This is a genomic window from Bradyrhizobium sp. SPXBL-04 (assembly GCF_051853035.1).
GTDB classification, from domain to species: domain Bacteria; phylum Pseudomonadota; class Alphaproteobacteria; order Rhizobiales; family Xanthobacteraceae; genus Bradyrhizobium; species Bradyrhizobium zhanjiangense.
In genome coordinates this window covers 8,101,937-8,127,586 of record NZ_CP182472.1, presented here as the reverse complement: position 1 = coordinate 8,127,586, position 25,650 = coordinate 8,101,937, and the positions used below count along the sequence as shown (strand labels likewise).

The following is a 25,650-nucleotide window of genomic DNA, read 5'->3' as shown; positions in this document are numbered from 1 at the left end:
CGCGGTTTTCCTCTCCCCGACGGGGAGAGGTAAGCATCCCGGCGGCAGTCTTCCTCAGGCTCATGGTCTGGCGTGCTGTCTCACGCCGCGGCGTTGTGCAGTATCGGATTGTTGTCGATGCTGAAGCGGTTGAACAGCGTCGTGAACGGGCTGCCGTCGGTGGCCGCACGATGGCGTCGGAAGCAGCGACTGCCTCGTAGAGCGCGCCGACGGAATCGTCCGGCTCGGGCAGGTCGAGCGCGTCGCGGATTTGCTCGCGGGCCTCGTTGAGGTCGTCCTCGTTGTCGAGTGTCGCCTCCAGCGCATCCGCCGCGCGCCGCATCTCCACGAGATCACCGCCGGCGGAAAATTTGAGGATGTCGAGCCAATAGGGGCGAGCGACGACGAGCTGCATGAACGCCTCGAAATTCTCCGCGATAATGCCAGCGCGCCCCTCTGATGACACGTAGAGCACATTCTGCGACGGCAGCAGCACGAACGTGCCGCCGGAACCGTCGCTGCCGATCTGCCGCGGGCTTTCGATGTCGTCGATAGTGAACCAGGGCTCCTCGTCCGGCCCCAAGGAAACATCGAGGACGCCGAGCCAGGCGACGACCTCGCGGTTGGCTGTCAGAGCCTCGGGCGTGACGGGCATCGGCATTGGCTCCTTCCATGGTCACTTTCGCGCATTTTGTCGCACCCCGGAAAAGAGGGGTTCATGTGCGCGAATTCGCAGCGGAATCTCAACGTTAGCTGCTTCGCACCTGCAACTTAGGGCTGATTGTCGGTGCCTGCGTAAGGAAGAATTAAAAGGCGGTCACTAGCGTTGCGATCATCATTGGAAACAATCCGGGCTCCGACCCGGCCAAACTTATTTTATTCCCTGAGGAAACAGATGTCGCGCGCAATGATTGAAATCGGCAGTTGCAATGTGGATCTCGAGCTGCGGCCGATCGAGCCGTCCTGGATCATCGAGGGTAACCCGGTGTCGCGCTCGCGCGTCCTGTCCACCAGCGCCGACGGCACGGCCCAGACCATCATCTGGGCCTGCACCGAGGGGCGCTTCAACTGGTACTACGATATCGACGAGACGATCATGATCATGGAAGGATCGATCGTGCTCGAAAGCGACGGCATGCCGCCGAAGCGCTACGGCCCCGGCGACGTCATTTTCTTCCGCGACGGCGCGCATGCCAAATGGCATGTCGAAGGCCACGTCAAGAAGATCGCGTTCTGCCGCAAGACCAATCCCGTGATGATCGGGTTCCTGATCCGCGTCGTCAACAAGCTGAAGAAGATGTTCACCTCCACCGGCGAACGCCGTCCAGCCTCGTTGATGGGTGCAGGCTAGAGCTCACAAAGTTTCAAGGACGCTTCCCAGCGGCCACGACGGAAGAGGGGTCGGGATCAACATCCGGGCCCCTTTTCTTGTCACGATGGCAGTTCGAGCCGATAGAAATCAATAGCGGTCTGTGAGAACAGTGCCGTCTTCTCGGCCTCGCTCAGGGGCGCCGCGATGCGCTTGAAGGCGTTGAAGATCACCTGATAGCTGCACTGGCCTTTGTCCGGCGGGAAATTGCTCTCGAACATCGCGCGTTTGGGTCCGAACGCTTCGATGCAGGTTTCGACATAAGGCCGCCAGGCCGTGGCAAGCTCCTCGGATGACGGCGGCCTCGCGCGCAAATGGAAGTCGTAGCCGAGCAGGCACATTGCGAGCCCGCCGAGCTTAACCACCAAGTTCTCGCATTTCGCAATCTCGCGGATCGAGGCGCGCCACTGTGCAAACACCTCCTCGCGCCGTCCTGCAAAGCGTCCGATGCCGGCCGGGCCGCCGCAATGGTCGAGCACGATCCTGGTATCGGGGAAGGCGCGGGCAAGTTCGGTGAGCTCGCCGATCTGCGGATGAAACAGCCAGGCATCGAAGCTGAGATTCAGCGGCGCGAGGCAGGCGAATCCCTTGCGGAAGGTCGGATCCCGCAACAGGCCCTTCGGCCGGTTCGCATACATGCCGGCGACGACGGGGTCTTCGTCCCAGGCCGAGGAATGCCTGATGCCGCGGAAGCGGCCGTTGCCCGCCGCGATTTCCGCTTCCAGCACCGGCTTGGCCGCGTCACCCAGCAGCAGATTGGCGTGGCTGACGATGCCCGCACAGATCGCCGCCTTGCCGTAAGCACCGCTCGCGCTCATCGCGGCGACGCCATTGGCGAACTCGACCTCGCCGATGGGGCGGAACGCCTCTGGCCCATGCGCGCGATACATCGAGCGGCAATCGACATAGACGGTTGCAATGATGTTGTGGCCGGAGGCGATGTCGGCTGCCACCTCCTCGATCAGATAGCGATGCCCGCGATTCCAGAGGTGGTGGTGAGGATCGACGATCGGCCGGGCCGCATCGATGATCTCCTCCTGGTGCTGCGCGAGCCAGTCCTCGCGCGGCTCGACAAACAGCCCGCTCGTATTGGCGGGCAACCCGCTTGCGGCCATCGGCGTTCGCTCCCTTCACATTCTAGGAGGAGCCTAGCACCGCATCACGTCATGCAGCAGCGCACGTTGCGCAACCGCACCCGTCATCGCGAGCACAGCGGCGGTGTGACCGATATCGACTAGATGAAGCTCGATTGCCGCCACACGGAAGGTGCGCTCCCTCTCCCGCTTGCGGGGGAGGGCTGGGGTGGGGGTGCCGCCACAGAGAGATTCCCAGTGTGGAGAGAGCCCCCACCCGCGCCTTCGGCGCGACCTCCCCGCAAGCGGGAGAGGTTGTCGCGCGCCCGGAGCTGACTGATTCAAGAGCGATTCGATCTTAAGCCTTGCGCCGCTTCGCCTTCACGTCGACGACGAGCCGCCAATCGGTTGCCGTCGCAGGCTTGACCTCGCCGAGCCAGTGGAAGGAATCGCCGGTGATCTCCGTAAAGCTCCAGCGCGTCAGCTCGCCGGCTTCGGTCGTGCCTTCCTGCACGATGTCCGCGCCTTGCGGACGGCCGAGCTGCTGCCGGAACACGCTGCGGCCGGGATCGAACCAGGAAATCCGCCACGCGGCGATGGTTGGGTCATAGACACGTAGCGTCGTGCCGTACCAATTGCCGGCGATCGGAAAGGCCGGGCTGCCCGCGGGACGAGGAATCATCCAGACGTCCTGCACGGCCCGCCCTTCCAGGACCCAACCGAAATGGATTTCGCCGGGTGCGGCGTACTTGGTTCCATCGGGCCCATGGGCGGTGATTTCGGCGTCCCAGTCGCCGACGAAACGGCCGTAAAGCTGCAGCGCCGCCGCGTGCTCCGGGTTCGGTCCGTCCGCGTGCAACAGTCTCGCAAAATCTGTCATGTCGATCTCCTGTTGCCAGGAGATCAGCACGAACGCGCCTTAGCGGACTTGGAGAAAATTGCGCGTCAGACCCCGTCGAGGATGATCACCGTCGGCTTCGACGGCAGCGCATCCCGCGAGATCCGGAACGACCGCTCGATGCGCTGGTCGATCTCGAACTGCTGGCCGATCCGGCGTATGAAATCGTCGAGCGGTGTAGCGAAGCGGTGCATCGGCAGCACCACCGAGGAGCGCAGCCGTTTGGTGATCTCGGAGATGCCGTCCAGCGACATGGTGTAGGTGCCGTCGATCGGCACCATCACGATGTCGAGCCGCCCGATCTGGGCGAAATGGCTGTCGTCGAGCTTGTGGTGGAGATGGCCGAGATGACCGATGCAGAGGCCGGCGACCTCGAAGATGAAGATCGAGTTGCCGTCGCGGATCATGTCGGCGCCGGAATCGTCGCCGAAATAGCGGCGGATGTCGGTGGTGACATTGCGGATGAAGGTGTCGCCGATGCGCTCGGAGATCACCGCGGGCTTGCCGTCCTCGCCCCAGCCATGCAGCACATGGGGAATGCGCTTGTCCGGGAATAGCGTGTAGTGGGTGCTGTGGGCCCGGTTCATGGTGACGACATCGGGTCGCCGTCCCACCTGATAGGCGCCGCTATAGTCGGTGGCGATGCGCAGGCCCCCGGGCGTATCGATGAAATAGGTGGAGTGGCCGGCATAGGTGATCTCGACCTCCGCTGAGCCTGCGGCGTGCCGGAACGCGACCGGCAGCGCGCGGGGCGCCGCGTTCGCCATCGCCAGGCATTCGCTGCGTTGAGGTGGCTGCTGGGCGAGGGCAGGGGGCAGCAGCCAACCGAGGATCGCAAGAGCCGTCAGCAATAGTCGGGTCATCACAAGACTGTCCGTGGTTCAGCCGGCAGTCCAATCAGTGTATCGTCGAATTATCCCGACGTCATGCAGCGCTAAGGCGTCCGCGCCAATCCGCCGCTTGCCTCGATCAGTTTCACGGCCTTCTTGTCGAAAGACACGAAGGTGTCAGCTCCGAGCCAGTTGCCTTCGTGGGCGATGACGCCATCGGCGAAATCGCCGCCGGCATCGAGCAGCGCCAATCCTGCTTCCGCTACTGGACGGTTCGCCGCTACATTGGCGGCATTGATCAAGCGTCGAATTGAAATCGCGATGTCGGCAGCAGAAATCTTGTAACCACGTGAGAGAACCCAGGTCAGCTCGCACAGTGCGGTGATCGAGATAGCGATCACGTCTGCCTTCTTGAGAATGGCCTGAGCCGCCTTGCTCTGCTCGGCATCATCCTCGACGAGAACCCGTACCAATACGCTGGTGTCGGGTGTTATCTTCATCGCTTGCCAGCCCAGCCGTCAGCGATAACCTCGTTCATCTCCTCGATCGACAACGACCGCCCGTTACTCTTTGTCTTCAGAATGCCGAAAGCATCTGAGATCTTGCCGGTGGGTCGAGCTGCTTTCACTTCAACGCGCCCGCCCGGAAGCTTTTCGATCGAGATCTTGTCACCCGGATGCACACCTAGGTGCTCCAGCAAATCCTTCCGCAGCGTGACTTGTCCTTTGGCTGTGACGGTGAGCTCACCCATGGGCCGCCTGTAAGGTTTCTGACATGCAACAAATGTAAGGTAAATCAGCCTTACTTTCAAGGTGGCCCTCGCTCACACCTTATTCGCGCCTTGGGCTGAACTTCCAGGTGATGGCGATGAGGCTGGCTGTAATCAGGCCGCTGACGAGGCCGGCGATGGGGAGAGCAAGCAGCAGTGCGGCGCTGGCGGCCCAGCCGATCGAGGAGAAGGCTTCGGCAAAGGTCGCAAGCCGCGAGGAAGTCTGGCGGCGGCGGAACTGGCTGCGCCGCGCCTGCACCCGGAACCAGAGTTGGATCGCGGTGGCGGAAGCTGCGCTGATGATGATTGCGCCGGCGCTGATTGCCGCCTGGAATGGCGAGGCGAAGGCCAGTGCCGCAACCAGGGGGCAGAAGATCACGGCGGTCGCGATCAGCACCACCTCGATCTTGGCACGGATGACGCTGGATGGCGTCAGCGGCGCGGTCGCGACCAGGTCGGGCGCGTCCTCGCCCGAGATGGTCAGCCAGGCAAGCCCGCCGGCGAGCTGTCCGGCAGCCATCACCATGACAGGCGTGATCAGCGTCAGCGCCGCCGAACTGTCGGCAAAATTGCGCCAGAGCAGCAGCGCCGGTGGCACCAGGTACAGAAGCTGCATCAGGGTCTGCGAGATCAGCCAAGGATCGCGCCAGAGCAGCGAAAATTCCTTGCGCCGCAGCGCCTGCTGCCGCGATCCGCCGCGGAAGGGGCGCTCCTTGGCGCGCACGCGGCCGGCTGTGCCATACGCCGCCGCGTCGATGGCGGTGTCGGCAAAGCGGCGTGAGAAGATCGCCATAACGCTTCCGAGCAGCACCAGCCCGAGCGCGAGGAGCAACAGCAGCGCTTCGCTGTCGCCCATGGTCGCCCGCGCCGGCCACCACCAGATGCTGTCGACATCGGGCGCGTGGACGGCCACGCGACCCGAGGTCAGGATGGTGAAGCGCGATAGCGTGCCGTAGGACATGATCGCGGCGACCTGGAGCGCGATCACGAAGCCCGCGCCGATGATCGCGGCGAGGATCTGGGCGATCAGGCGCGTCCGCGCCGGGCCGATCAGCCGAAACAGGAGAATGGTGACGGCAATCGCGATCGCAGCTGCCGAAAGGCCCATCGCGATCACGACGCCGAACGCGCTCAGCCATCGCGCGCCGCCGCCGATCACCAGCACGTCGATGAAGGGCGTCGAGAACAGCAGCGCCATCATCGTGACGGTGAGCGCGATCGCGGCAATACGCACCGAGAACAGATTGGCCAGCCTCGCCGGCGAGGACATGATGAGGTCGAGATCGGCGCGGGCGTAAAACACCCGCGTCACCGATTCGATCGCCTGCGACAGCATCAAGGTCCAGGCCAGAAAGATCGTCGCCGAGATCACGATCAGCGAGGATTTGTCGAGCGGTGGTTGCAGGTCGGCGAAGCGGCCGATCACGGCCCAGGCCGGCACGTGCAGGAGTGCGGCGAAGAACAGCAGGCCGATCATGGCGGCGCGTGCCCGCTTGCGCCGTCCGCCCGTCATCATGGCGAACCATTCGCGCCAGGCGAGCCGGAGCTCGTGACGGGCGAACCAGGACAGCGCGGTCGCCGAACTCATGCGGCGTCCGGAAGCGTCACCAGCGCGATGAAGAGGTCTTCGAGGCTGGTGTCGGCGTGGCCGTTCTGCCGGCGCAGCTCGTCGAGCGTGCCTTCGGCGACCAGTTGGCCCGATGCGATCACGCCGATGCGGTCGGCCATGCGCTCGGCCACCTCCAGAATATGCGTGGTCATGATCACGGTGCAGCCGGCGCGGACGCGCTCGCTGAGGAGGCCCTTCACATGGCGGGCGGAAACGGCATCTAACCCCGTCAGCGGCTCGTCGAGGATGATGAGGTGGGGATGGTGCACCAGCGCGCCGGCCAGTGCCACCTTCTGGCGCATGCCCTTGGAAAAACCCTCGCAGCGTTCGTGCCGGTGCGGCGCGAGACCGAGCGAGCCGAGAAGCTCCTGCGCAACCGGTTCCGAGCTTGTCGGCGCGATGCCCCAGAGACCGGCGACGAACTCGAGATATTCGAGCGGTGTCAGCTTGTCGTAGATCATCGGCTCGTCGGACACCCATGCCATCACCTGTTTGGCGGCAACGGGGTTTTGGAGCGCATCGATGCCGAAGATCGAGACGCTGCCGGCGTCGGGCCGCAACAGGCCCGCGACCATGCGCAGGGTGGTGGTCTTGCCGGCGCCGTTGGGGCCGACCAGGGCATAGAACTCGCCGGCATGAATGGTGAGATCGAGGCCATCGACCGCCAAACGGTCAAAACGCTTCGTTAACCCCACGACTTCCAGCGCCGAGCTGCCCGGCTTCATGACGTCCACCATCCGGTTTTGCATCGCCCGCGACCATGACTTGAAGATGTTTCGGCACCGTGAATCTACGGCCGACAAATTCCGTCATCCTAAAGGCAAGTCACCGTTTGTTGACAGCGCTTGGCGGTTCAGGCTGAATTGTCCTCGGACAAATGGCGCTGACGCAGCGAAGCGACTGCGTAGCGACTGGACACAAGATGCGACAAGGCGGTCAGGAAGAGCTGCCGGTTGCATCGGGAGGATGCGCGGCGATGCTGGATTTCGTTCAGCAGCTGGTCAGCGGTGTTGCGCTCGGCTGCGTCTACGGCCTGATCGCGCTCGGCTTCGTGCTCGTCTACAAGGCCACCGAGGTCGTCAATTTCGCCCAGGGCGATCTGATGATGCTCGGCGGCTTCTTCGCTTTCACCTTCATCGGCATGATGGGCCTGAACTACTGGATCGGCTTTGCCGGTGCGGTGGCCGCCATGGCGCTGTTCGGTATGCTGGCCGAGCGCGTGGTGGTCCGGCCGATCCTCGGCTATCCGCAATTCTCCATCATCATGGCGACGATCGGCCTCGGCTATTTCCTGCGTTCGATCGCTGGCATGATCTGGGGCACCGACGATCTGAAGATCGAGACGCCGTTCAGCCAGGGCGTGCTGCGCATGGGCTCGCTGGTGCTCGCCTACGACAAGCTCTCGGTGATCGCGGCGACGATGATCCTGTGCACGCTGCTCTGGCTGTTCTTCAACAAGACCACGCTCGGCACCGCGATGCGCGCCAGCTCCGAGAACATGCTGGCGGCCTACTACATGGGCATTCCGGTCAAGCGCGTGGTGTCGATCGTCTGGGCCATCAGCGCGGCGGTCGCGACCTGCGCCGGTGTGCTGCTGGCGCCGATCACCTTCATCCACTCCAATGTCGGCCTCGTGCTCGGCCTGAAGGCATTTCCGGCCGCCGTGCTCGGTGGCTTCGGCTCGATCCCGGGCGCAGTCGTTGGTGGCGTGCTGATCGGCGTCATCGAGAGCATGGCCGGCTTTTATTTGCCCGAAGGCTGGAAGGACGCCGCGCCCTACATCGTGCTGCTCACCGTGCTGCTCTTGAAGCCTGAAGGCCTGTTCGGCCTCCACGTCCGCAAGAAGGTCTGAACGCCATGCGCTTTCTGTTCAAGACCGACTATGAAGACGACATCAAGCTGTTTCCGCATTCGGGCTACGTCGTCACCTATGGCATCCTGATCGCGCTGCTGCTGATCGCGCCCTACGTGCTCTCCAGCTATCTGATGAGCCAGCTCGTCTTCGTCTGCATCTATGCGACCGTCGGCGTGGCGCTGCTGATCCTCACCGGCTTCACGGGGCAGGCTTCGCTCGGCCACGCCGCGTTCCTCGCGATTGGGGCCTATACTGCGGCCTATTTGCAGAAATACAACGTGCCGTTTCCGGTCTACTTCCTCGCCGCGGGAGCCTTGACCGGCGTCATCGGTGCGTTGGTCGGCTTTCCCGCCCTGCGCCTGACAGGCATCTACCTCGTCATCGCCACCATCTCCTTTGCCTTGATCGTGGAGGAGGTCCTGGCGCGCTGGGAGACCGTCACCAACGGCAACGAGGGCATGCGGGTCAAGACGCTGTCGCTGCTCGGCGTCACGGTCCCGCGTGACAGCCCGGCCTTCTATTACCTGTGTCTTGCCGTGCTGGTGCTGACCATCGTCGGCACGCTCAACCTGTTGCGTTCGCCGACGGGGCGCGCCTTCGTCGCGATCCGCGACTCCGAGACGGCGGCGCGCAGCATGGGCGTCAATGTCGCGCTCTACAAGGTCAAGTCCTTTGCGATCTCGGCGGCGATCACCGGCCTTGCCGGCGTGCTGTTCGCGCACAAGCTCTCCTTCATCTCGCCGGAGATGTTCACGCTTCAGCTCTCGATCGAATTCATCATCGTGATCCTGATCGGCGGCGCCTTCAGCCTGCACGGCGCGGTGCTGGGCGCGATCTTCATCGTCATGATCGATCCGTTCCTAACCTATCTGAAGGATGACATGCCCGGCATCATCGCCGGCATCACCGCGACATTTGGTGCGAGCCCGGCGACTGCGGGCAACGTCCAGTCAAAAGTCGCGGCCTTCGCCTCGCTCAACGGCCTGAAAGGCGCGATCTACGGCATCATCATCGTGCTGTTCGTGCTGTTCGAGCCGCTCGGGCTCTACGGCCGCTGGCTGAAGATCAAGCTCTTCTTCCAGCTGTTCCCGCTCTACAAGCGCGCCACCTTCAAGCGGCAGAAGATCTACGTGAAGTCGGAGCGCAACCGATGAGCTATTTCCGCGCCGAGAACCTGTCGCTGCATTTTGGAGGCCTCAAGGCCGTCGATGCGGTCTCGTTCGCGGTCGAGAAGGGCGAGATCCTCTCGATCATCGGTCCTAACGGCGCCGGCAAGAGCTCGATCTTCAATCTGATCTCGCGGATCTACCGGCCGACCTCGGGCCGCATCTTCTTCGAGGACCAGGACATCACAGAGCAGCCGCCCTACGACATCGCCAAGCTCGGCATCGCCCGCACCTTCCAGAACATCGAGCTGTTCGAGAACGCGACCGTGCTCTCCAATCTGCTGGTCGGCCGCCACCGCCATTCCACCACGCAGCTCTGGCAGGAGCTGCTGTTCCTGCCGAGCGTGCGGGCCAACGAGAAGGTGCACCGCCGCCGGGTCGAGCAGGTCATCGAATTCCTCGATCTCGAACCCTATCGCGACAAGCTAATCTCGGGCCTTCCCTACGGCGTGCGCAAGGTGATCGAGCTGGCGCGTGCGCTGTGCTCGGAGCCGAAGCTGATTCTGCTCGACGAGCCGTCCTCCGGCCTCAATGTCGAGGAGACCGACGACATGTCGTTCTGGATCCGCGATTTGAAGAACGAGCTCGGCGTCACCGTGCTGATGGTCGAGCACGACATGTCGCTGGTCAATCGCGTCTCCGATCGCGTCATCGCGCTGAACTACGGCCGGGTACTCGCGATGGGCTCGCCGGCCGAGGTGCAGCAGCACCCCGACGTCGTCGCCGCGTATCTGGGAGCCTGAGGTGATGGATGCGACCGCGACACCCGAGACCATCCTGAAGCTCTCGAACATCGAGAGCTATTACGGGCCGATCATGGCGATCCGCGGCATCTCGCTGGAGGTGCCGCGCGGCCGCATCGTCACGCTGCTTGGCGCCAATGGCGCCGGCAAGACCACGGTGCTGAAGACCATCTCGGGCATCCTCGATCCGCAGAAGGGCGCGATCGAGTTCATGGGCAAGCCGATCCAGCGCATGGAAGCCGACAGGATCGTGCGGCTCGGCCTCAGCCACGTGCCGGAGGGGCGCGAAGTCTTCCCGTTCCTCTCGGTGCGCGAGAACCTGATGATGGGCGCCTATCCGCGCCGGGATCGCGACGGCGTCGCGGAAGATCTGGAGCGCGTCTACGGCTATTTTCCACGCCTGAAGGAGCGCATCAACCAGCCGGCCGGACAGCTCTCCGGCGGCGAGCAGCAGATGCTGGCGATCGGCCGCGCCCTGATGAACCGGCCGACGTTGTTGCTGCTCGACGAGCCGTCGCTCGGCCTGTCGCCGCTGCTGGTGAAGGAGATCTTCACCATCATCCGCCGCGTCAACGAGGAGCAGGGCATGTCGATCCTGCTGGTCGAGCAAAACGCCAAGGTGGCGCTGGAGACCGCGCATTACGGCTATGTCCTGGAGATCGGCCGGATCGTGATGAACGACACCTGCGACCGCTTGATGCATTCCCAGGACATCCAGGAATTTTACCTTGGCGCCAAAGAAGCGGGCGCTAGAGGCGAACGGCGCTGGAAAAAGAAGAAAACGTGGCGTTAGATGGAACAGCCCCTCCGTAAGACATAGACCGCCGGCAAGGCAGGCAGCGGAAGGGAAAGCGACAAGGAGGAGAGGCGCATGGCCCGACCGGCGGTGCTGACGGTCGCTGATACGATCGCGAAGAGCTTTCTGCGCGCCGTCGAGACGCGGGGCGACAGGCCGGCGATCCGGGAGAAGAAATTCGGTATCTGGCAGCCGACGAGCTGGCGCCAATGGCTGGAGATCTCAAAGGAAGTCGCCTACGCGCTTCGCGCGATCGGCTTCATGCCCGGCGACGTCGGCTCCATCATCGCCAATGCCGTGCCCGAATGGGTCCATGCCGACATGGGCATCCTGTGCGCCGGCGGCGTCTCCTCGGGCATCTATCCCACCGACGCATCCTCCCAGGTCGAATATCTCGTCAACGACTCCAGAACAAAGGTGATCTTCGTCGAGGACGAGGAGCAGCTCGACAAGGTCCTCGCCTGCCGGGCCCGCTGTCCTACTTTGCAGAAGATCATCGTGTTCGACATGGAGGGCCTCCGCGGCTTTTCCGACGACATGGTGATGTCGCTCGACGAGTTCCGCGCGCTCGGCTGCAACCACATGGTCGGCCGCGAGGCGCTGTGGCAGGAGATGATCGACAGCCGCAGCGCCGGCGATCTCGCGATCCTCGTCTACACGTCGGGCACGACGGGGCCGCCCAAGGGGGCGATGCATGCCAACCGCAGCGTGACGCATCAGATGCGCCACGCCAACGATTTCATCCCTGCGCAGGAAGACGAGGACCGGCTGATCTTTCTGCCACTCTGCCACGTCGCCGAGCGCATCGGCGGCTACTACATCTCGGTCGCGCTCGGCTCGGTGATGAACTTTGCCGAGAGCCCGGAGACAGTGCCGGACAATTTGCGCGAGGTGCAGCCGACGGTCTTCCTCGCAGTGCCGCGCATCTGGGAAAAATTCTATTCCGCCATCACCATCGCTCTGAAGGATGCGACGCCGCTCCAGCAATGGGTCTATCGCCGCGCCATCGGTGTCGGCCACCGCATGGTCGATTGCCGGCTCGAGGGTAAGACGCCGCCGCTATCGCTGCGCCTCGCCAACCGCCTCGCCTATCGCATCGCATTCCGCAACATTCGCCGCATGATCGGGCTCGACCGCTGCCGCATCGCCTTCACCGGCGCGGCGCCGATCGCCCCGGAGCTGATCCGCTGGTATCTCGCGCTCGGCATCGACATGCACGAGGTCTATGGCCAGACCGAGAATTGCGGGGTGGCCACCATGATGCCGGCGGAACGGATCAAGCTCGGCTCGGTCGGCACGGCCGTGCTCTGGGGCGAGGTCGCGCTGTCGCCCGACGGCGAGATCCTGATCAAGGGCGACTTCCTGTTCATGGGCTACCTGAACCAGCCGGAGAAGACCGCCGAGACCATCGATCAACGCGGCTGGCTGCACACCGGCGACGTCGGCACCATCGACAATGAAGGCTTCGTCCGCATCACCGACCGGATGAAGGACATCATCATCACCTCGGGCGGCAAGAACATCACGCCGTCCGAGATCGAGAACCAGCTCAAATTCTCGCCCTACATCTCGGACGCCGTGGTGATCGGTGACAAGCGGCCGTATCTGACCTGCCTCGTGATGATCGACCAGGAGAACGTCGAGAAGTTCGCGCAGGACCACGACATTCCGTTCACCAATTATGCCAGCCTGTGCCGGGCGACGGAGATTCAGGACCTGATCTGGCGTGAGATCGAGCAGGTCAACGGCAATTTCGCTCGCGTCGAGACCATCAAGAAGTTCTACCTGATCGAGCGCCAGCTCACCCCGGAGGACGAGGAACTGACGCCGACCATGAAGCTGAAGCGCGGCTTCGTGAACAAGCGCTACGCTGCGGAGATCGAGGCGATGTATCGCCAGCGTGCGGTGGCGTGAGGCGCATGGCAGGAACGCCGTGCGCCAGGCGACGCTGAAATCAGCGAGGGAGCGATGGCCACGCCCTTCGCGCAACACGGGCCAGGGAGAGGAGATATCAATGTCGAAGTCGTTCAGGGCGTTCGGCCTTGCGGTGAGCGCAGTGGTGCTCACGCATCTGCCGGCCGCGGCGCAGACCAAGGTCACCAATGAGGGCATCTCGGCATCCGAGATCGTCATCGGCACTCACCAGGATCTGTCGGGTCCGATCAAGGGTTGGGGCGTCCCGGTCGCAAACGGTATGAAGATGGCGACCGAGGAGATCAATGCGTCCGGCGGAATCAATGGCCGCAAGATTCGACTGGTCGTCGAGGACAGCGGCTATGATCCGAAAAAGGCTGTGCTGGCTTCGCAAAAGCTGATCGAGCGTGACAAGATCTTCGCGATGGTGGGACCGATGGGATCGCCGACAGTGCTCGCCGCGCAGGACATCCTGTTCGACGCCGGCGTCATGCAGCTCTTCCCGCTGACGGCGGCCGAGTTCACCTTCAAGTTCGATCCGGCCAAGCCGCAGGAGCGGCTGAAGTTCAACAACCTCTTGCCTTACGTCGAGAGCACGCGGGCCGCGCTGAAATACATGATGGAGTGGAAGGGTTTCAAGAAGCCCTGCATCATGCATCAGGATGACGAGTACGGCAAGAACGTGCTCGACGGCTTCAACCAGCAGCTCACCGCGATGAAGGTGCAGCCGGCGTCGATCACGAGTTACAAGCGCGGCGCCTCCGATTTCAGCGCGCAGATCGCCAAGATGAAGTCCGATGGCTGCGACCTCGTCCTGCTCGGCACTGTGCTCCGCGAGACCATAGGAGCGATGACCGAAGCCAAGAAGCTCGGCTGGGACGTCACCTTCCTCGGTGCGACACCGACCAATGTGATGGAGGTGCCGATGCTCGGCAAGGAAGCCGTCGAAGGTCTCTACGCAGCCAGCGGCTTCGAGATTCCTTACGAAGACACCGCCAAGGGCAAGGTCAAGGACTGGCTGGTCAACTACAAGAAGATGTTTGGCACCGACGCCAACACGCAGGCCATCGTCGGCTACAATGCCGTGATGACGTTTGCGTTCTACGCCAACAAGGCCGGCAAGGATCTCACGGGTCAGAAGATGCTGGACGCGCTGGAGTCGGGCGACAAATTCCTCGACATCTTCAACTCGCCCCCGACCAAGTTCTCCAAGACCGACCACCTCGCCAACACCATCACCCAGGTACAGCAGGTCAAGGGCGGCCGCTGGGTGCTGGTGAAGGACAATCTGATGTTTTGATTGAGGTGTCGCTTTCACCCTCCCCTGGAGGGGAGGGCTATCGCATATGGCGTGCACGATGCTGCGGCATCGGCGCTGGGCTCCCTCTCCCGCTTGCGGGGGAGGGCTGGGGTGGGGGTGTCTCCGCGTTGGGATTGTTGAATTGTGGAGGGCGTCTCTGCGTGGCGAGAGCCCTCACTCGCCGCGCTCTGCGAGCGCGTCGGCCTCTCCCGCAAGCGGGAGAGGCCGAGCAAGCCCGCGGACAATCTTCGTGAAATCCATATGCGATAGCCCTGCCCTTGAGGGGAGGGTAAGAGTTCACGATCCTCCAGCCGCGTTGCCCGAGTTCACCGGGGCCAGTTCGTCTTCGCGGCAGCGCCAGCCATCGGCGGCTTTCACGAAAGCAAAAGTCCGCTGGATCCTCAGCCGGCGCGTGACATTGAAAGCCTCGCCGGCGCGCTCCTTGTTGCTGGCTTTCGGTTGCGGACGACCGGTTCTGGCGTCCCAGCAGGTGCCGGTGCAGGTGGAGGCGACCTTGCTGCACATGGTGAAGGGCGCCAGCACGGCCATCTCGATCTCGCCGGTGACCTGCGCCTCCTGCTCGGTCACCTGGCTGTCGAGCGCGTAGACGCGGTTGATGCGGAGGAAATTTCCACACGAATTGGCCGCGTGAATCCGCGCGGCGCAGAAGTCGACCGCGTCGGTGTCGGGCGAGTGGGCCGCGACCTGCCGGCCGAACACCTTCTTGGGGTCGCCTCTCGCGGCGCGAATCTCATCGGTCTTGCGCTTCAAATGGTCGGCGAGACAGTCCTCCGCGGATTCCAGCTCCAGGAGCGGCACGTTCTCCTTGCCGACCAGATTGCATTTGCGGTCGCGCTCTCGCGTCCACCTTCCATATTCGGCGAAGGCAAAGCGCGCTGCGGTCGGGTCCAGCCTGCCGATCAGGCCGAGCACCTGGCTGTTCAACTCGGTTTCGGCAAGCGCCAGCGCCGGGTCCGCGCAGATCAGCGCGCCCGCCGCGGTGTTGGCCGCGAGACAGTCGAAATCCGGATCGCGCACAATTGCGGCGCGCTCCTCGGTGACCTTGAGCAGGCACGCCTTCACCCGGTCGAAATCGTCGGCGCGGATCGCGGTCTGGCCGACGATGCCGCAGCTGAGGTTGCGCTGCCGGTTCCAGATCGCATTCTCCTCGATCGCGGGCAGGCGATCGGGCAGGCGGGCGAGCCGTGCCTCGATCGCCGAGCTCAGCTTCTCGGCGGCGGCGGCAAGCTCGGCATCGCCGCAGAACAATTGGTTGCCGGGATCGCGAATCTGTTGGCAGTTGTTCTTGGCAAACAGCGGCAGCCGATCGGCAACGGGGCGGTCGGATTGCGCGGAGGCTGGTGCCGCCGGCAACGCCAGCAGCGCAAGCACAGTCGTCACGATGAACCGCATTCCAGTCGCCCCCGCATAGCCGCGGCCATGCTAGCGTCCCGGACGATGTGACGGAATGGCTTTGTGGCTGGAGGGCTTATTCCAGAAGCGAGCTACAAGGTTCTGCAGCGTCGTCCCGGCGAAGGCCGGGACCCATAACCCTGGGGAGACGTTTGGCGAAGATTGGTGGTTATTCGGTTTCCTTTGGTACATGTACCTGCGTTTACCGAAAGATCACGCGGTATGGGTCCCGGCCTTCGCCGGGACGACACCGTATTGGATTGCCTCGTCGCGCGCCTACAGGATCCGGGTTCAATGCGTCTCGGTGGCGGCCATCGAGAACCGCACGGGTTCGTCGACATACTTCATCACGGCTGACTGATAGAGCACGAACAGCGGCTGGTAGATCGGTGCCGCGTCGTCCGCGACCATTGCCATGCGGCGGTTGTCGAGCATCAGCCAGTGGCCGTCGAGCCGTGCGGCGGCCACCGCATGCGCCTCGCCGGCGTGGGTGTCGCGCACCACGACGATGCGGAGGTCTTCGGCGGCAACGCCGGCGAGCCGCAGGGCGGCGAGCTTGGCAATGGCATAGTCTTCGCAATCGCCGGCGCCGCGCTGGAAAGTCGCAAGCGGCGAGCTCCAGACGTCGTCGGTGCCGTCATTGGTGGCCCGGATGGCGAGGTTGATGGCGCGGTTGGCCTCGCCCAGCTTCGCGCGGCCGTCGCGATCACGGGCCTGGTCGACGATGGCGAGCAGTTTCAGGGCCGCAGGCGATGCGCAATGGTCCCGGTCGCCATCGCACAGCGCGAGCTGCACCATGTCGTCGTCGAGCCTGTCCTTCAGCGCGAGCCATTTCCGTTGCAGGCTGCCCGATGAGATGGCAAAGGCGAACACGCCGAACGGCTCGGCGGATTTGCGCACGAGGACGCCGGCGCCCGGCGACAGCAACGTGCCGGCGCGAAGCTCGGCGACCGATCCGAGCAGGATCAATGCGCACAAGACAAGGATTGCGCGCCAAGCGCGCGAGCGAGCAGCGGTCTCCATCTGACATCCCCTTCCGGGCATCGCGAGATCCCCCTCGATCTCGACGTGCCGGGCTTTGTTGCTTTCGCGGAGATAGTGCGAGACGGGCCGTTTTGTTCTGCTTAACGCGCCCGGCAGGGGCCCCGAAACCGGGGAACAGGCTGAAACGAGCCTGCCCAGATTGCATAAAATTTTACGAATCGGGGGCTAGGGGAAGCGCCGCGTGCCGCGAAATGGAGCCAATTGCAGGTATTGGTTGTGCGCTCGCTGATTCCGCGTCCTATGGCTAACGGCCCGATATTTCCCGGGTTCTGTTAGTTGGGTCACAGATTTGGCTCCGTATTTGCCCCAGTGTGCTGCGGGGCACCACGAACAAGAGATGACACAAGTATTCGTTACCAGATCTATACAGTGGAATACGTAGGAGTGCCGGAAATGGGCTCAAACAGGCGAAATTATACTTCAAAATATTTCTCGAGTTGCCCCGCTTCCTCCATGAAGACTTGCTCCGACCGAGCCGGCGGCGGCTCGGTGACGCGAAATCACACAAGCAATAGATGGTTTCGCTAAGGACTTGGTAATGCTATGCAAGCTTAGGCGGTCGATACTTACTTAGATTTTAACCCTTTTTACGGTGCCCGATTGAATTACGCTGGCAAATTTGACGCCGCGATGTCCTTGGACGGCCAGGATTCCCGTTCGCTCGCCGATGGCCATGTCGATTTCTCTGCTGCCAAGCCCTTTATCGCCAAGGCGCATGGTCACGTGCCCGATGGCGCGTTCGTTGTTCCCGATCCCAACCTGATCTTCAGTGGCGAATTCAAGCGCGCAGGTCTCGACCTCGTGCTGTCCCATGAGGGTCATGAGTTCGTCGTTCACGATTATTTTAGGGGCGACAAGCGCGCGGCGGTCGCCTCGCCCGATGGCGCCCACCTCAGCGGCGACGTCGTCAGCGCGCTCACGGGCCATGTGCAATATGCGCAGGCCGCGCCTGGCGCTGCCGCGGCCCAGGTCATCGGTCACGTCACAAAACTCTCCGGCAGCGCGACCGCGATCCGCAATGGCGTTTCGGTCATCCTGAACAACGGCGACAATGTCGAGAAGGGCGACGTGGTCTCGACCGGCGCCGATTCGACGCTCGGCATCACCTTCATCGACGGCACCGTGTTCGGCCTGTCCTCCAATGCGCGGATGGTGCTGAACGAGATGGTCTATGACCCCAACGGGTCGAGCAACTCCTCGCTGCTGAGCCTGGTCGCGGGCACCATCACCTTCGTCGCCGGCGAGACCGCCAAGCACGGCGACATGAAGATCGACACGCCGGTCGCCACCATGGGCATCCGCGGCACCGCGGTGCTGACCCAGATCAACTTCGTCGTTCCCGCCGGCGGCGGCGATCCGCAGCCGCAGGCGAGCTTCCAGGTGCTGGTCGAGCCGAACGGCACCACGGGCTCCTACATCCTGTTCGACAAGGTCACGCTGCTGCCGATCGCGACGGTCAACCAGGCCGGCCAGATGATCCAGATCAGCGGCGGCAACGTCTCGATCAGCAATGCGCTGATGTCGCCGGACGTGCAGAAGCTGATCACGGACGTGTTCACGCTGAAGTTCACCGACAACAACACCAACACCAAGCTGACCACGAACTTCACCGACACGATCACGCCGATCAGCCAGGACGTGGTGTTCAAATCGGGGGCGGGCCCGATCGCGATCGCGACATTCGTCAATCTCAATCCGCAGGGACAGGACGGCCCCCACGCCTCCACGCCCACGGCCACCCGTGTTCCCGGCCAGCCACTGGTGCAAAGCCTCGATTCCAGCGGCAACGTGAAGACGGCGTTCGAGTTCACCGAGCGCGCGGACACCACGGGCGACACGACGCATAACGACACGGTCTCCGGCCGGATCACCTTCGTCGATCAAAACCTCGGCGACCTGCCGACGGTGTCGGTGAGCCTCGCCGAGGCGCCGAACTACGTCTACAAGAACGCGGGCCAGCAGGACGTTACTGGCTCACTCACCGCGCTGCAGAAGCAGGACATCGCGGCGACGCAGATCCAGATCAACGTCGTTGCCGATGGCGGCAACAACAACAATGGCTCTGCGGTCTGGACCTACACGGTCCCCGACCACGTCTTCGACTTCCTCGCAGCCGGCGAAACGCTGACGCTAACCTACATGGTTCGCGTCGATACCAATTTCGCGGTGAACCCGGAGTCCAAGTTCATCCCGATCACCATCACGATCACGGGGACGAACGACAAGCCCACCGTCGCGACATCGGGTGGCACCGTCATCGAGAAGGTCGGGACCGGCAACGAGGCTCTGGACACCATCACGGGCACGGTCACGTTTGCCGACGTCGATCTGACGGACCGGCCGATCGTGAGCGCGGCGCTCTCGTCGACCCAGCCGTTCAAATATCTCGATGCTGAAGGCAACGATATCACCGCGACGCTGACGCCGGAGCAACGTGCCGCAATCGCCGCCGTCGAGGTGCCGCTGACCGTGGTGCAGGGCGCGGGAAACAGCAACAACGGCTCGGCCACCTGGACCTACAGCGTTCCCGACCACTTGTTCGATTTCCTCGCCGAAGGCGAGACGCTGACCCTCAATTATGTGGTGCAGGTCGATGACGGGCACGGCGGTGTGGTCAGCACGCCGATCAGCGTGTCCATCAACGGTGCGGACGTCAATGTCGAGGGCACCAACGACGTGCCGACGATCGTCGAAGACTCCACGATCCCGACCGGCGCGGTGACGGAGGATGCGACGCCCCTGACGGCCGAGGGTACCATCGCCTTCAACGACCCTGATCTCACGGACACGCACAGCGCGAGCTTCGCCCTGAAGTCGACGACGTCGAGCGCGCATCTGCCCGGCTTCAGCGACGGCAGCTCGCATATCGGCACTTTCGCGCTTCTGCCGGTGAGCGAGAGCCCCGGCGTCAGCACGCGAGGGTCCGTGGGCTGGACCTTCACGCTCGACGATAACGATCCGGTGCTCCAGTCGCTGGCCGAAGGCCAGACCATCACGCAGGTCTACACCGTTACCGTCGACGATCATCACGGCGGAACGGTCACCCAGGACGTCACGGTCACCATTACCGGGACCAACGATGCGCCGACCGTGACCAGCAGCGCCGCGGCGGCGACGGGCAAAGTCATCGAGGATACGGCCCTGTCGCTGTCGATCGACGGCACGCTGGCGATCCAGGATCTGGACCTGATCGACACCCATACGGCGCAGGCGGTGTTCAAGTCGTCGTCCTCGAGCGCGCATCTGCCGGGCTTTGTTGAGGGCGCTACGAATATCGGCACCTTCACGATCGATCCTTCGGTGCTCGAATCCAACACCGACACCAACGACGGCGCCACGCTGGGTTGGCACTTCACGCTCGACAACAGCAATGCGATGCTGCAGTCGCTGGCGGAAGGTCAGACCATCACCCAGGTCTACACCGTCACCTTCACTGACAATCACAATGCGACGGTCACGCAGGACGTCACCGTCACCATCACGGGCGTCAACGATGCGCCGACCGTCACCAGCGATGCCTTGGCGGCAACGGGCGAGGTCACCGAGGACACCGGTCCGACATTGTCGATTGACGGCACACTGGCGATCCAGGACCTCGACCTGATCGACACTCATACCGCGCAGGCGGTGTTCAAGTCGTCATCCGTCAGCTCGGCTCTGCCGGGGTTCGACGCCAACAGCACGAACATCGGCACGTTCACGATCGATCCGTCGGTGCTCGAATCCGGCACCGACACCAACAACGGCGCTACGCTCGGCTGGCACTTCACGCTCGGCAACAACGACGCGATGCTGCAATCGCTCGCGCAGGGCCAGACCATCACCCAAGTCTACACCGTCACGTTCGATGACCATCACGGCGGCACCGTCAGCCAGGATGTCACCGTCACGATCAGCGGCGTCAACGACGCGCCGACCATCACCAGCGATGCGGCCGCGGCGACAGGCGCGGTCACCGAGGATGAGGGTTCGTCGCTGTCGGCATGCGGCACGCTGGCGATCCAGGACGTCGACCTGACCGACACTCATACGGCGCAGTGGTCGTTCAAATCGTCGTCCGTCAGTTCGGCTCTGCCGGGCTTCGAGGACGACAGCACGAATATCGGCACCTTCACGATCGACCCGGTGTCCGAATCCAGCACCGACACCAGCAACGGCGCGACGCTGGGCTGGCACTTCACGCTGGACAATAGCGATGCCGTGCTGCAGTCGCTGGCGGAGGGGCAGACCATCACCCAGGTCTACACCGTCACCTTTACCGACGATCACGGCGCGCAAGTCTCGCAGGACGTCACCGTCACGATCACCGGCACCAACGATGCGCCGGCCGTTTCCTATGTGACGTCGAACTACATGAACTTCGACGGCCAGACCATCGCGGTCGGCGACGTGCCGACGGTCGCCACCGATGACGTGACGCTGGACGGCTGGGTGAACTGGAACGGCGCAGCAGATGCCGGCCACGGCCAGATCCTGTTCTACAACGGCAACACCTCGACCACCGGCTTCGGTCTCCTTGGCACCGTCAACGCCGATGGCACTATGGAGCTGCAGATTCTCGCGGGCGGCGTCCAGATCGCCGATACCGGCGTGGCGCTCACTGCGTCGCAGTGGCACAACGTCGCGCTGACCCGCGACAACGGCACCTTCACGCTCTATCTCGACGGAAACCTCGAATATTCGCAGTCATGGGGCTTCAATCCGATCGACGGCAGTCCGTCGAATCCGTCGGCGTCCTACATGATGATCGGCGCCGCGAGCGACCCAGGCGCGCCGGGCTTCGGAGCGGAAGGCTTCTTCGGCTCGATCGCCGATGTCAGCGTCTGGACTACTGCGCTCACGCAGACGCAGATCCAGTCGATCGATTTCACCGGCCTCAGCGGCAGCGAGGCGAATCTTGCCGCGTATTATCAGCTCGGCGACGGCAGCGGGACCACGGCCACCAATATGGTCAACTCCGCCCACAGCCTCGCAATCGAGGGCACCGCGGACTGGGCCAGCGGGACCTCCGGGCCGGGCGGCGCCGTCGCCGATCTGATGGAAACCAATGCCGGCCAGCTTTCGCATGGCGTGCTGGCGGTCTCCGATGTCGACGCGATCGATCACGTCACGGTGTCGGTCAGTCAGGTGCAGGTCTCTCTCGACGGCGTGCCGCAGACCGGCGACGTCGGCGGGCTGTCGCATGCGGACCTTTTGAACTATCTCACCGTGCCGTCCGGCGACATCCTCGACGGCACGGCCAGCTACGCCCAGTTCACCTGGAATTTCAATTCGGGCAGCCAGGCCTTCGACTTCCTCGCCGCCGGCCAGACGCTGTCGCTGCAATACACGATCGTTCCGTCGGATGCCGAGGGCGCTGGCACGGGTGGTGTCGTCACCATCAACATCGCCGGCAGCAACGATGCGCCGACACTCGCCGATCTCCACATCGGCCCGCTCACGGACACGACCGCTGCCGACACCTTCTCCGATCTTACCGGTCAACTGGCCGGCACCGACGCCGATAGCGGCGAGACGGCGACGCTGACCTATGCCGTCCTGAACGCGGATCACCATGCCACGACGACGGTTGCGGGTCTGTACGGCTCGCTGACGGTCAACCCGGACGGCAGCTACAGCTACGTTCCCAATGCAGGGGCCATCAACGCGCTGTCGGACGGGTCCTATGCGGATATTTTCACGGTCCAGACCACGGACGCGCATGGTGCCACCGGCACGGCAACGCTCACGGTGGACGTGACCGGCGCCGACGACGCCAGCGGCCCGGTCATCGACACCACGAGCTTCTACGTCTGGCACGCCAACGAGAGCAACACCGACTTCATCACCGGTCTCTCGGTCATCGACACCGATCCCGGCGCTGCGACGGATGAGTTCAAGATCACGGCCGTAACTGCACATGATCCGGACAGCAGTGTCGCCCCGGGGGCGGTGTGCGGCTCTCTCGACGACATCAACTTGGCCCTCGCGGATGGGGTCACCTATGATCCGGGCCAAACGCCGCCGGACAATGATCAGATCACGCTGACGGTGACGGACAAGACCACCGGCCTGTTCGATACCGTCCACTTCATCTTCAACGAGGCGGGGGACACCGGCCATGGCGTCACTCTGGAAGGCACCGACGGTAAGGACGTCATCTTCGCGACCGATACGGGCGACACGCTGACCGGCGGCGCCGGCAAGGATCAGTTCGTGTTCTCGCCGGGCGTGCTGTACGACCAGAACGGGCAACCCGTCACCGACCTCTCGCACACCATCACCGATTTCACGACGGGGCTGGACAAGATCGACCTGCGTCAATTCTCGGACGTCAACTCCATTAGCAATCTCATCATCGTCCAGCAGGGCTCCGGCGACACGCTGATCACTTGGCATCAGCAGGTCACACAGCCTGAGGGCGCGCCGTTCACGGAGAACGAGTCGCTGCTGCTAAAGAACGTGATCGCGGCAAATCTCAAGGCCGGCGATTTCATCTTCCACATCACCTGATGAACGCCTGGCCCCTCCACGGCCGACGGCTTTCTTGACCGCGGCAAAAAATCCATAATCCTCAGCTGCCAGGGCATAGCAAATCGCGCGCAGACGCTCCATGATCGGTGCGCACGGCAGCAGGCGGGACAGGAAGTCCAACCGGCATGAAACGTCTAAAAATCCTGCGGCGGTGGTTTGCGCGCAAGTTCGGCTTTGCGCGACTGATGTGCCTCGCGCTGCTGGTCCTGTTTGCCGGCGCCCGTCTCTGGGACCCGCCGCCGATCCAGGAATTGCGGCTGCGCACCTTCGACATGTTCCAGTTGATCGATCCGCGCCACAAGACGGCGCGGCCCGTCACCATCGTCGACATCGACGACAAGAGCCTCGGCAAGCTCGGCCAATGGCCGTGGCCGCGGACGCGAATCGCCGATTTGGTCCAGAACCTCACCAACAACGGCGCGGTGGCGATCGGCTTCGACGTGGTGTTCTCGGAAGCCGACCGGCTCAATCCGGATCTGGTCGCGAGCCAGATGCGCTATCTCGACGAGGTCACCCGCGCCAAGCTGCGCGAGCTGCCGACCAACGACCAGATCCTCGCCGAGGCGATCAAGCGCTCGCGCGTGGTGCTGGGCGAGACCGGGCTTCCAGGCGTGTTGTCCGAGCTCGACAAGTCGCTGCCCTTCACTGGAGTCGCGACGGTCGGTGAGGAGGGCGCCGAGCGCTTCCTGTTTGAATTCCCGGGCTTGTTGCGCAACGTGCCGATCATCGAGAAGGTCGCGGCCGGTCGCGGACTGTTCTCGATCAGGACCGAGCGCGACGGTCTGATCCGCCGCGTGCCGATGATCATGCGCGCCCAGGGCAACATCATGCCCTCGCTCAGCCTCGAGGTCCTGCGCGTCGTCACCGGCACGCCGACGCTGCTGGTTCGCACCGACAAGACCGGTATCAGGGCGATCCGCCTCAAGGGCGTAGAGATTCCGACCGACAAGAACGGCCAGCTTTGGGTGCATTACGCCCGCCGGGATCCTTCGATCTACGTCTCCGCGGCCGACGTGCTCGACAACAGCGTGTCGCCGAGCAAGATCGCCGGCAAGCTGGTGCTGATCGGCACCTCCGCGGGCGGGCTCAACGACATCAAGACCACGCCGGTGTCCTCGACCATGCCGGGGGTCGAGATCCATGCTCAGGTGCTGGAGAGCGTACTGAGCGGCGCGGTGATCTCCCAGCCGAACTATGCGCTCGGCGTCGAACTGATCGCCGCGCTGGTCATCGGTCTGCTCGTCATCGTCTTTACGCCAAACCTCGGCCCCGTGCGCTTGGTGCTTGCGGGCGCGATGTTCGCTGCCATTCTAGTCGGCGTGTCCTGGTTCTTCTACGCGCAGTACCGCTACCTCATCGATTTCACCTATCCGCTGCTGTCGACCACCGCGATCTATCTGACGCTGATCTTTGCCAGCTTCGTGCGCGAGCAGCGCCAGCGCGTGCAGATCCGCGGGCAATTCGCGCAATACATGTCGCCGGTGCTGGTCGAGCAGCTCGTGCAGTCGCCGGAAAAGCTCGTGCTCGGCGGCGAGGAGCGCGAGATGACGATCATGTTCTCCGACGTGCGCGGCTTCACAACGATCTCGGAGAGCTACAAGGACGATCCGCAAGGGTTGATCGAGCTCATGAACCGCTTCCTGACGCCGCTGACCGACGTCATCATCGAGCGCAAGGGCTACATCGACAAATACATGGGCGACGCCATCATGGCGTTCTGGAACGCGCCGCTCGACGATGCCGAGCACGAGGTCAATGCCTGCGAGGCCGCGATCCAGATGCTGGAGCAGATCGACGCGGTCAACAAGGAGCGCGAGCAGGAAGCCGCCGACGGCGGCCACGTCTACATTCCGCTTAATGTCGGCATCGGTCTCAACACCGGCATCGGCGTGGTCGGCAACATGGGCTCCGACCTGAAGAAGAACTACTCGGTGCTCGGCGACAGTGTGAACCTGGCTTCGCGCCTCGAGGGGCAGACCAAGGAATACGGCTTCCCGATCATCGTCGGCTCCCGGACCGCGGTCGCCGCCAAGGACAAGTTCGCGATCCTCGAGCTCGACTTCATCATGGTCAAGGGCAAGACCGAGCCGGAGGTGATCTACGCCATCGCCGGCCGCGAAGACGTGATGCATTCGGGTGCCTTCCAGCGCCTGCGCAACATCACCATCGAAATGCTGGGCTGCTACCGCAATCGCGACTGGCAGGGCGCACTGGACGCCATCGAGCGCGGCCGCCGCAGCGAAGACGCCGACACGCTGGAAAAGCTGTTCAGGCTCTATGAAGCGCGGATCAGGGATTTCCAGCTCACGCCGCCGCCGGAAGGATGGACGGGAGCGTACGCTCTGCTGACGAAGTAGTTGCCTTCGTCACCGCTCCCGT

At 63.4% G+C, this 25,650-nt stretch carries 18 protein-coding genes; 9 read left to right on the top strand and 9 right to left on the bottom strand.

What is annotated here, in order from left to right:
- Window positions 1-874: 874 nt before the first annotated feature.
- Window positions 875-1,330 carry a cupin domain-containing protein gene (locus ACNJX8_RS38700; protein WP_128942090.1) on the top strand — a complete coding sequence of 152 codons (456 nt, stop codon included), beginning with the start codon at window positions 875-877 and terminating at the stop codon, window positions 1,328-1,330.
- Window positions 1,331-1,410: 80 nt separating this feature from the next.
- Here the strand turns inward: ACNJX8_RS38700 and ACNJX8_RS38695 are convergent, their stop codons facing one another.
- The 7 genes from ACNJX8_RS38695 to ACNJX8_RS38665 all read right to left on the bottom strand — a co-directional run bounded on the left by ACNJX8_RS38695 (window position 1,411) and on the right by ACNJX8_RS38665 (window position 7,252).
- Window positions 1,411-2,463, bottom strand: coding sequence for an amidohydrolase family protein (locus tag ACNJX8_RS38695; protein ID WP_439358886.1), 1,053 nt, complete (start codon window positions 2,461-2,463; stop codon window positions 1,411-1,413).
- Between the two features lie 316 nt (window positions 2,464-2,779).
- Entirely contained in the window at window positions 2,780-3,301 is a 522-nt protein-coding gene (locus ACNJX8_RS38690) for a hypothetical protein (protein ID WP_439358884.1), read from the bottom strand.
- A gap of 65 nt (window positions 3,302-3,366) precedes the next feature.
- Window positions 3,367-4,182 carry an MBL fold metallo-hydrolase gene (locus ACNJX8_RS38685; RefSeq protein ID WP_439358883.1) on the bottom strand — a complete coding sequence of 272 codons (816 nt, stop codon included), beginning with the start codon at window positions 4,180-4,182 and terminating at the stop codon, window positions 3,367-3,369.
- Between the two features lie 71 nt (window positions 4,183-4,253).
- Window positions 4,254-4,649: a type II toxin-antitoxin system VapC family toxin gene (locus ACNJX8_RS38680; protein ID WP_439358882.1), complete on the bottom strand. Its 396-nt coding sequence runs from the start codon at window positions 4,647-4,649 to the stop codon at window positions 4,254-4,256.
- Entirely contained in the window at window positions 4,646-4,900 is a 255-nt protein-coding gene (locus ACNJX8_RS38675) for an AbrB/MazE/SpoVT family DNA-binding domain-containing protein (RefSeq protein WP_439358881.1), read from the bottom strand. Before ACNJX8_RS38675 ends, ACNJX8_RS38680 begins: the two co-directional genes overlap by 4 nt.
- 79 nt (window positions 4,901-4,979) lie before the next feature.
- On the bottom strand, window positions 4,980-6,506 hold the full coding sequence (locus ACNJX8_RS38670; RefSeq protein WP_439358880.1) for a permease: 1,527 nt from the start codon (window positions 6,504-6,506) through the stop codon (window positions 4,980-4,982).
- Window positions 6,503-7,252 carry an ABC transporter ATP-binding protein gene (locus ACNJX8_RS38665; protein WP_128942110.1) on the bottom strand — a complete coding sequence of 250 codons (750 nt, stop codon included), beginning with the start codon at window positions 7,250-7,252 and terminating at the stop codon, window positions 6,503-6,505. Before ACNJX8_RS38665 ends, ACNJX8_RS38670 begins: the two co-directional genes overlap by 4 nt.
- 251 nt (window positions 7,253-7,503) lie before the next feature.
- On the opposite strand from ACNJX8_RS38665, the gene ACNJX8_RS38660 reads away from it, so the two are divergent.
- The 6 genes from ACNJX8_RS38660 (at window position 7,504) to ACNJX8_RS38635 (ending at window position 14,301) form a co-directional block, all read left to right on the top strand.
- A complete protein-coding gene (locus tag ACNJX8_RS38660; RefSeq protein ID WP_128936774.1) occupies window positions 7,504-8,379 on the top strand; it encodes a branched-chain amino acid ABC transporter permease in 876 nt (291 codons plus the stop codon).
- Between the two features lie 5 nt (window positions 8,380-8,384).
- Complete coding sequence (locus ACNJX8_RS38655; protein WP_439358879.1) at window positions 8,385-9,536, top strand: branched-chain amino acid ABC transporter permease; 1,152 nt, start codon at window positions 8,385-8,387, stop codon at window positions 9,534-9,536.
- On the top strand, window positions 9,533-10,291 hold the full coding sequence (locus tag ACNJX8_RS38650) for an ABC transporter ATP-binding protein (protein ID WP_060737253.1): 759 nt from the start codon (window positions 9,533-9,535) through the stop codon (window positions 10,289-10,291). Before ACNJX8_RS38655 ends, ACNJX8_RS38650 begins: the two co-directional genes overlap by 4 nt.
- A gap of 4 nt (window positions 10,292-10,295) precedes the next feature.
- The gene (locus tag ACNJX8_RS38645) at window positions 10,296-11,084 is read left to right on the top strand and encodes an ABC transporter ATP-binding protein (protein WP_008541389.1); all 789 of its coding nucleotides are present in this window, start codon (window positions 10,296-10,298) and stop codon (window positions 11,082-11,084) included.
- 78 nt (window positions 11,085-11,162) lie between these two features.
- The gene (locus tag ACNJX8_RS38640) at window positions 11,163-13,001 is read left to right on the top strand and encodes an AMP-dependent synthetase/ligase (RefSeq protein ID WP_439358878.1); all 1,839 of its coding nucleotides are present in this window, start codon (window positions 11,163-11,165) and stop codon (window positions 12,999-13,001) included.
- A gap of 100 nt (window positions 13,002-13,101) precedes the next feature.
- Window positions 13,102-14,301 (top strand): ABC transporter substrate-binding protein, encoded by a 1,200-nt coding sequence (locus ACNJX8_RS38635; RefSeq protein WP_439358877.1) that lies wholly within the window; start codon window positions 13,102-13,104, stop codon window positions 14,299-14,301.
- Between the two features lie 297 nt (window positions 14,302-14,598).
- Here ACNJX8_RS38635 and ACNJX8_RS38630 read toward each other — a convergent pair whose 3' ends face one another.
- On the bottom strand, window positions 14,599-15,714 hold the full coding sequence (locus ACNJX8_RS38630; RefSeq protein WP_439358876.1) for a lysozyme inhibitor LprI family protein: 1,116 nt from the start codon (window positions 15,712-15,714) through the stop codon (window positions 14,599-14,601).
- A 291-nt stretch (window positions 15,715-16,005) separates the two neighbouring features.
- Window positions 16,006-16,737, bottom strand: coding sequence for a transglutaminase-like cysteine peptidase (locus ACNJX8_RS38625; RefSeq protein ID WP_439358875.1), 732 nt, complete (start codon window positions 16,735-16,737; stop codon window positions 16,006-16,008).
- A gap of 621 nt (window positions 16,738-17,358) precedes the next feature.
- Between ACNJX8_RS38625 and ACNJX8_RS38620 the strand changes: the two genes are divergently transcribed.
- Window positions 17,359-23,250, top strand: a complete 5,892-nt coding sequence (locus ACNJX8_RS38620; protein WP_439358874.1) for a VCBS domain-containing protein — start codon at window positions 17,359-17,361, stop codon at window positions 23,248-23,250.
- Window positions 23,251-23,396: 146 nt separating this feature from the next.
- Window positions 23,397-25,628 (top strand): CHASE2 domain-containing protein, encoded by a 2,232-nt coding sequence (locus ACNJX8_RS38615; protein ID WP_439358873.1) that lies wholly within the window; start codon window positions 23,397-23,399, stop codon window positions 25,626-25,628.
- Window positions 25,629-25,650: the final 22 nt, after the last annotated feature.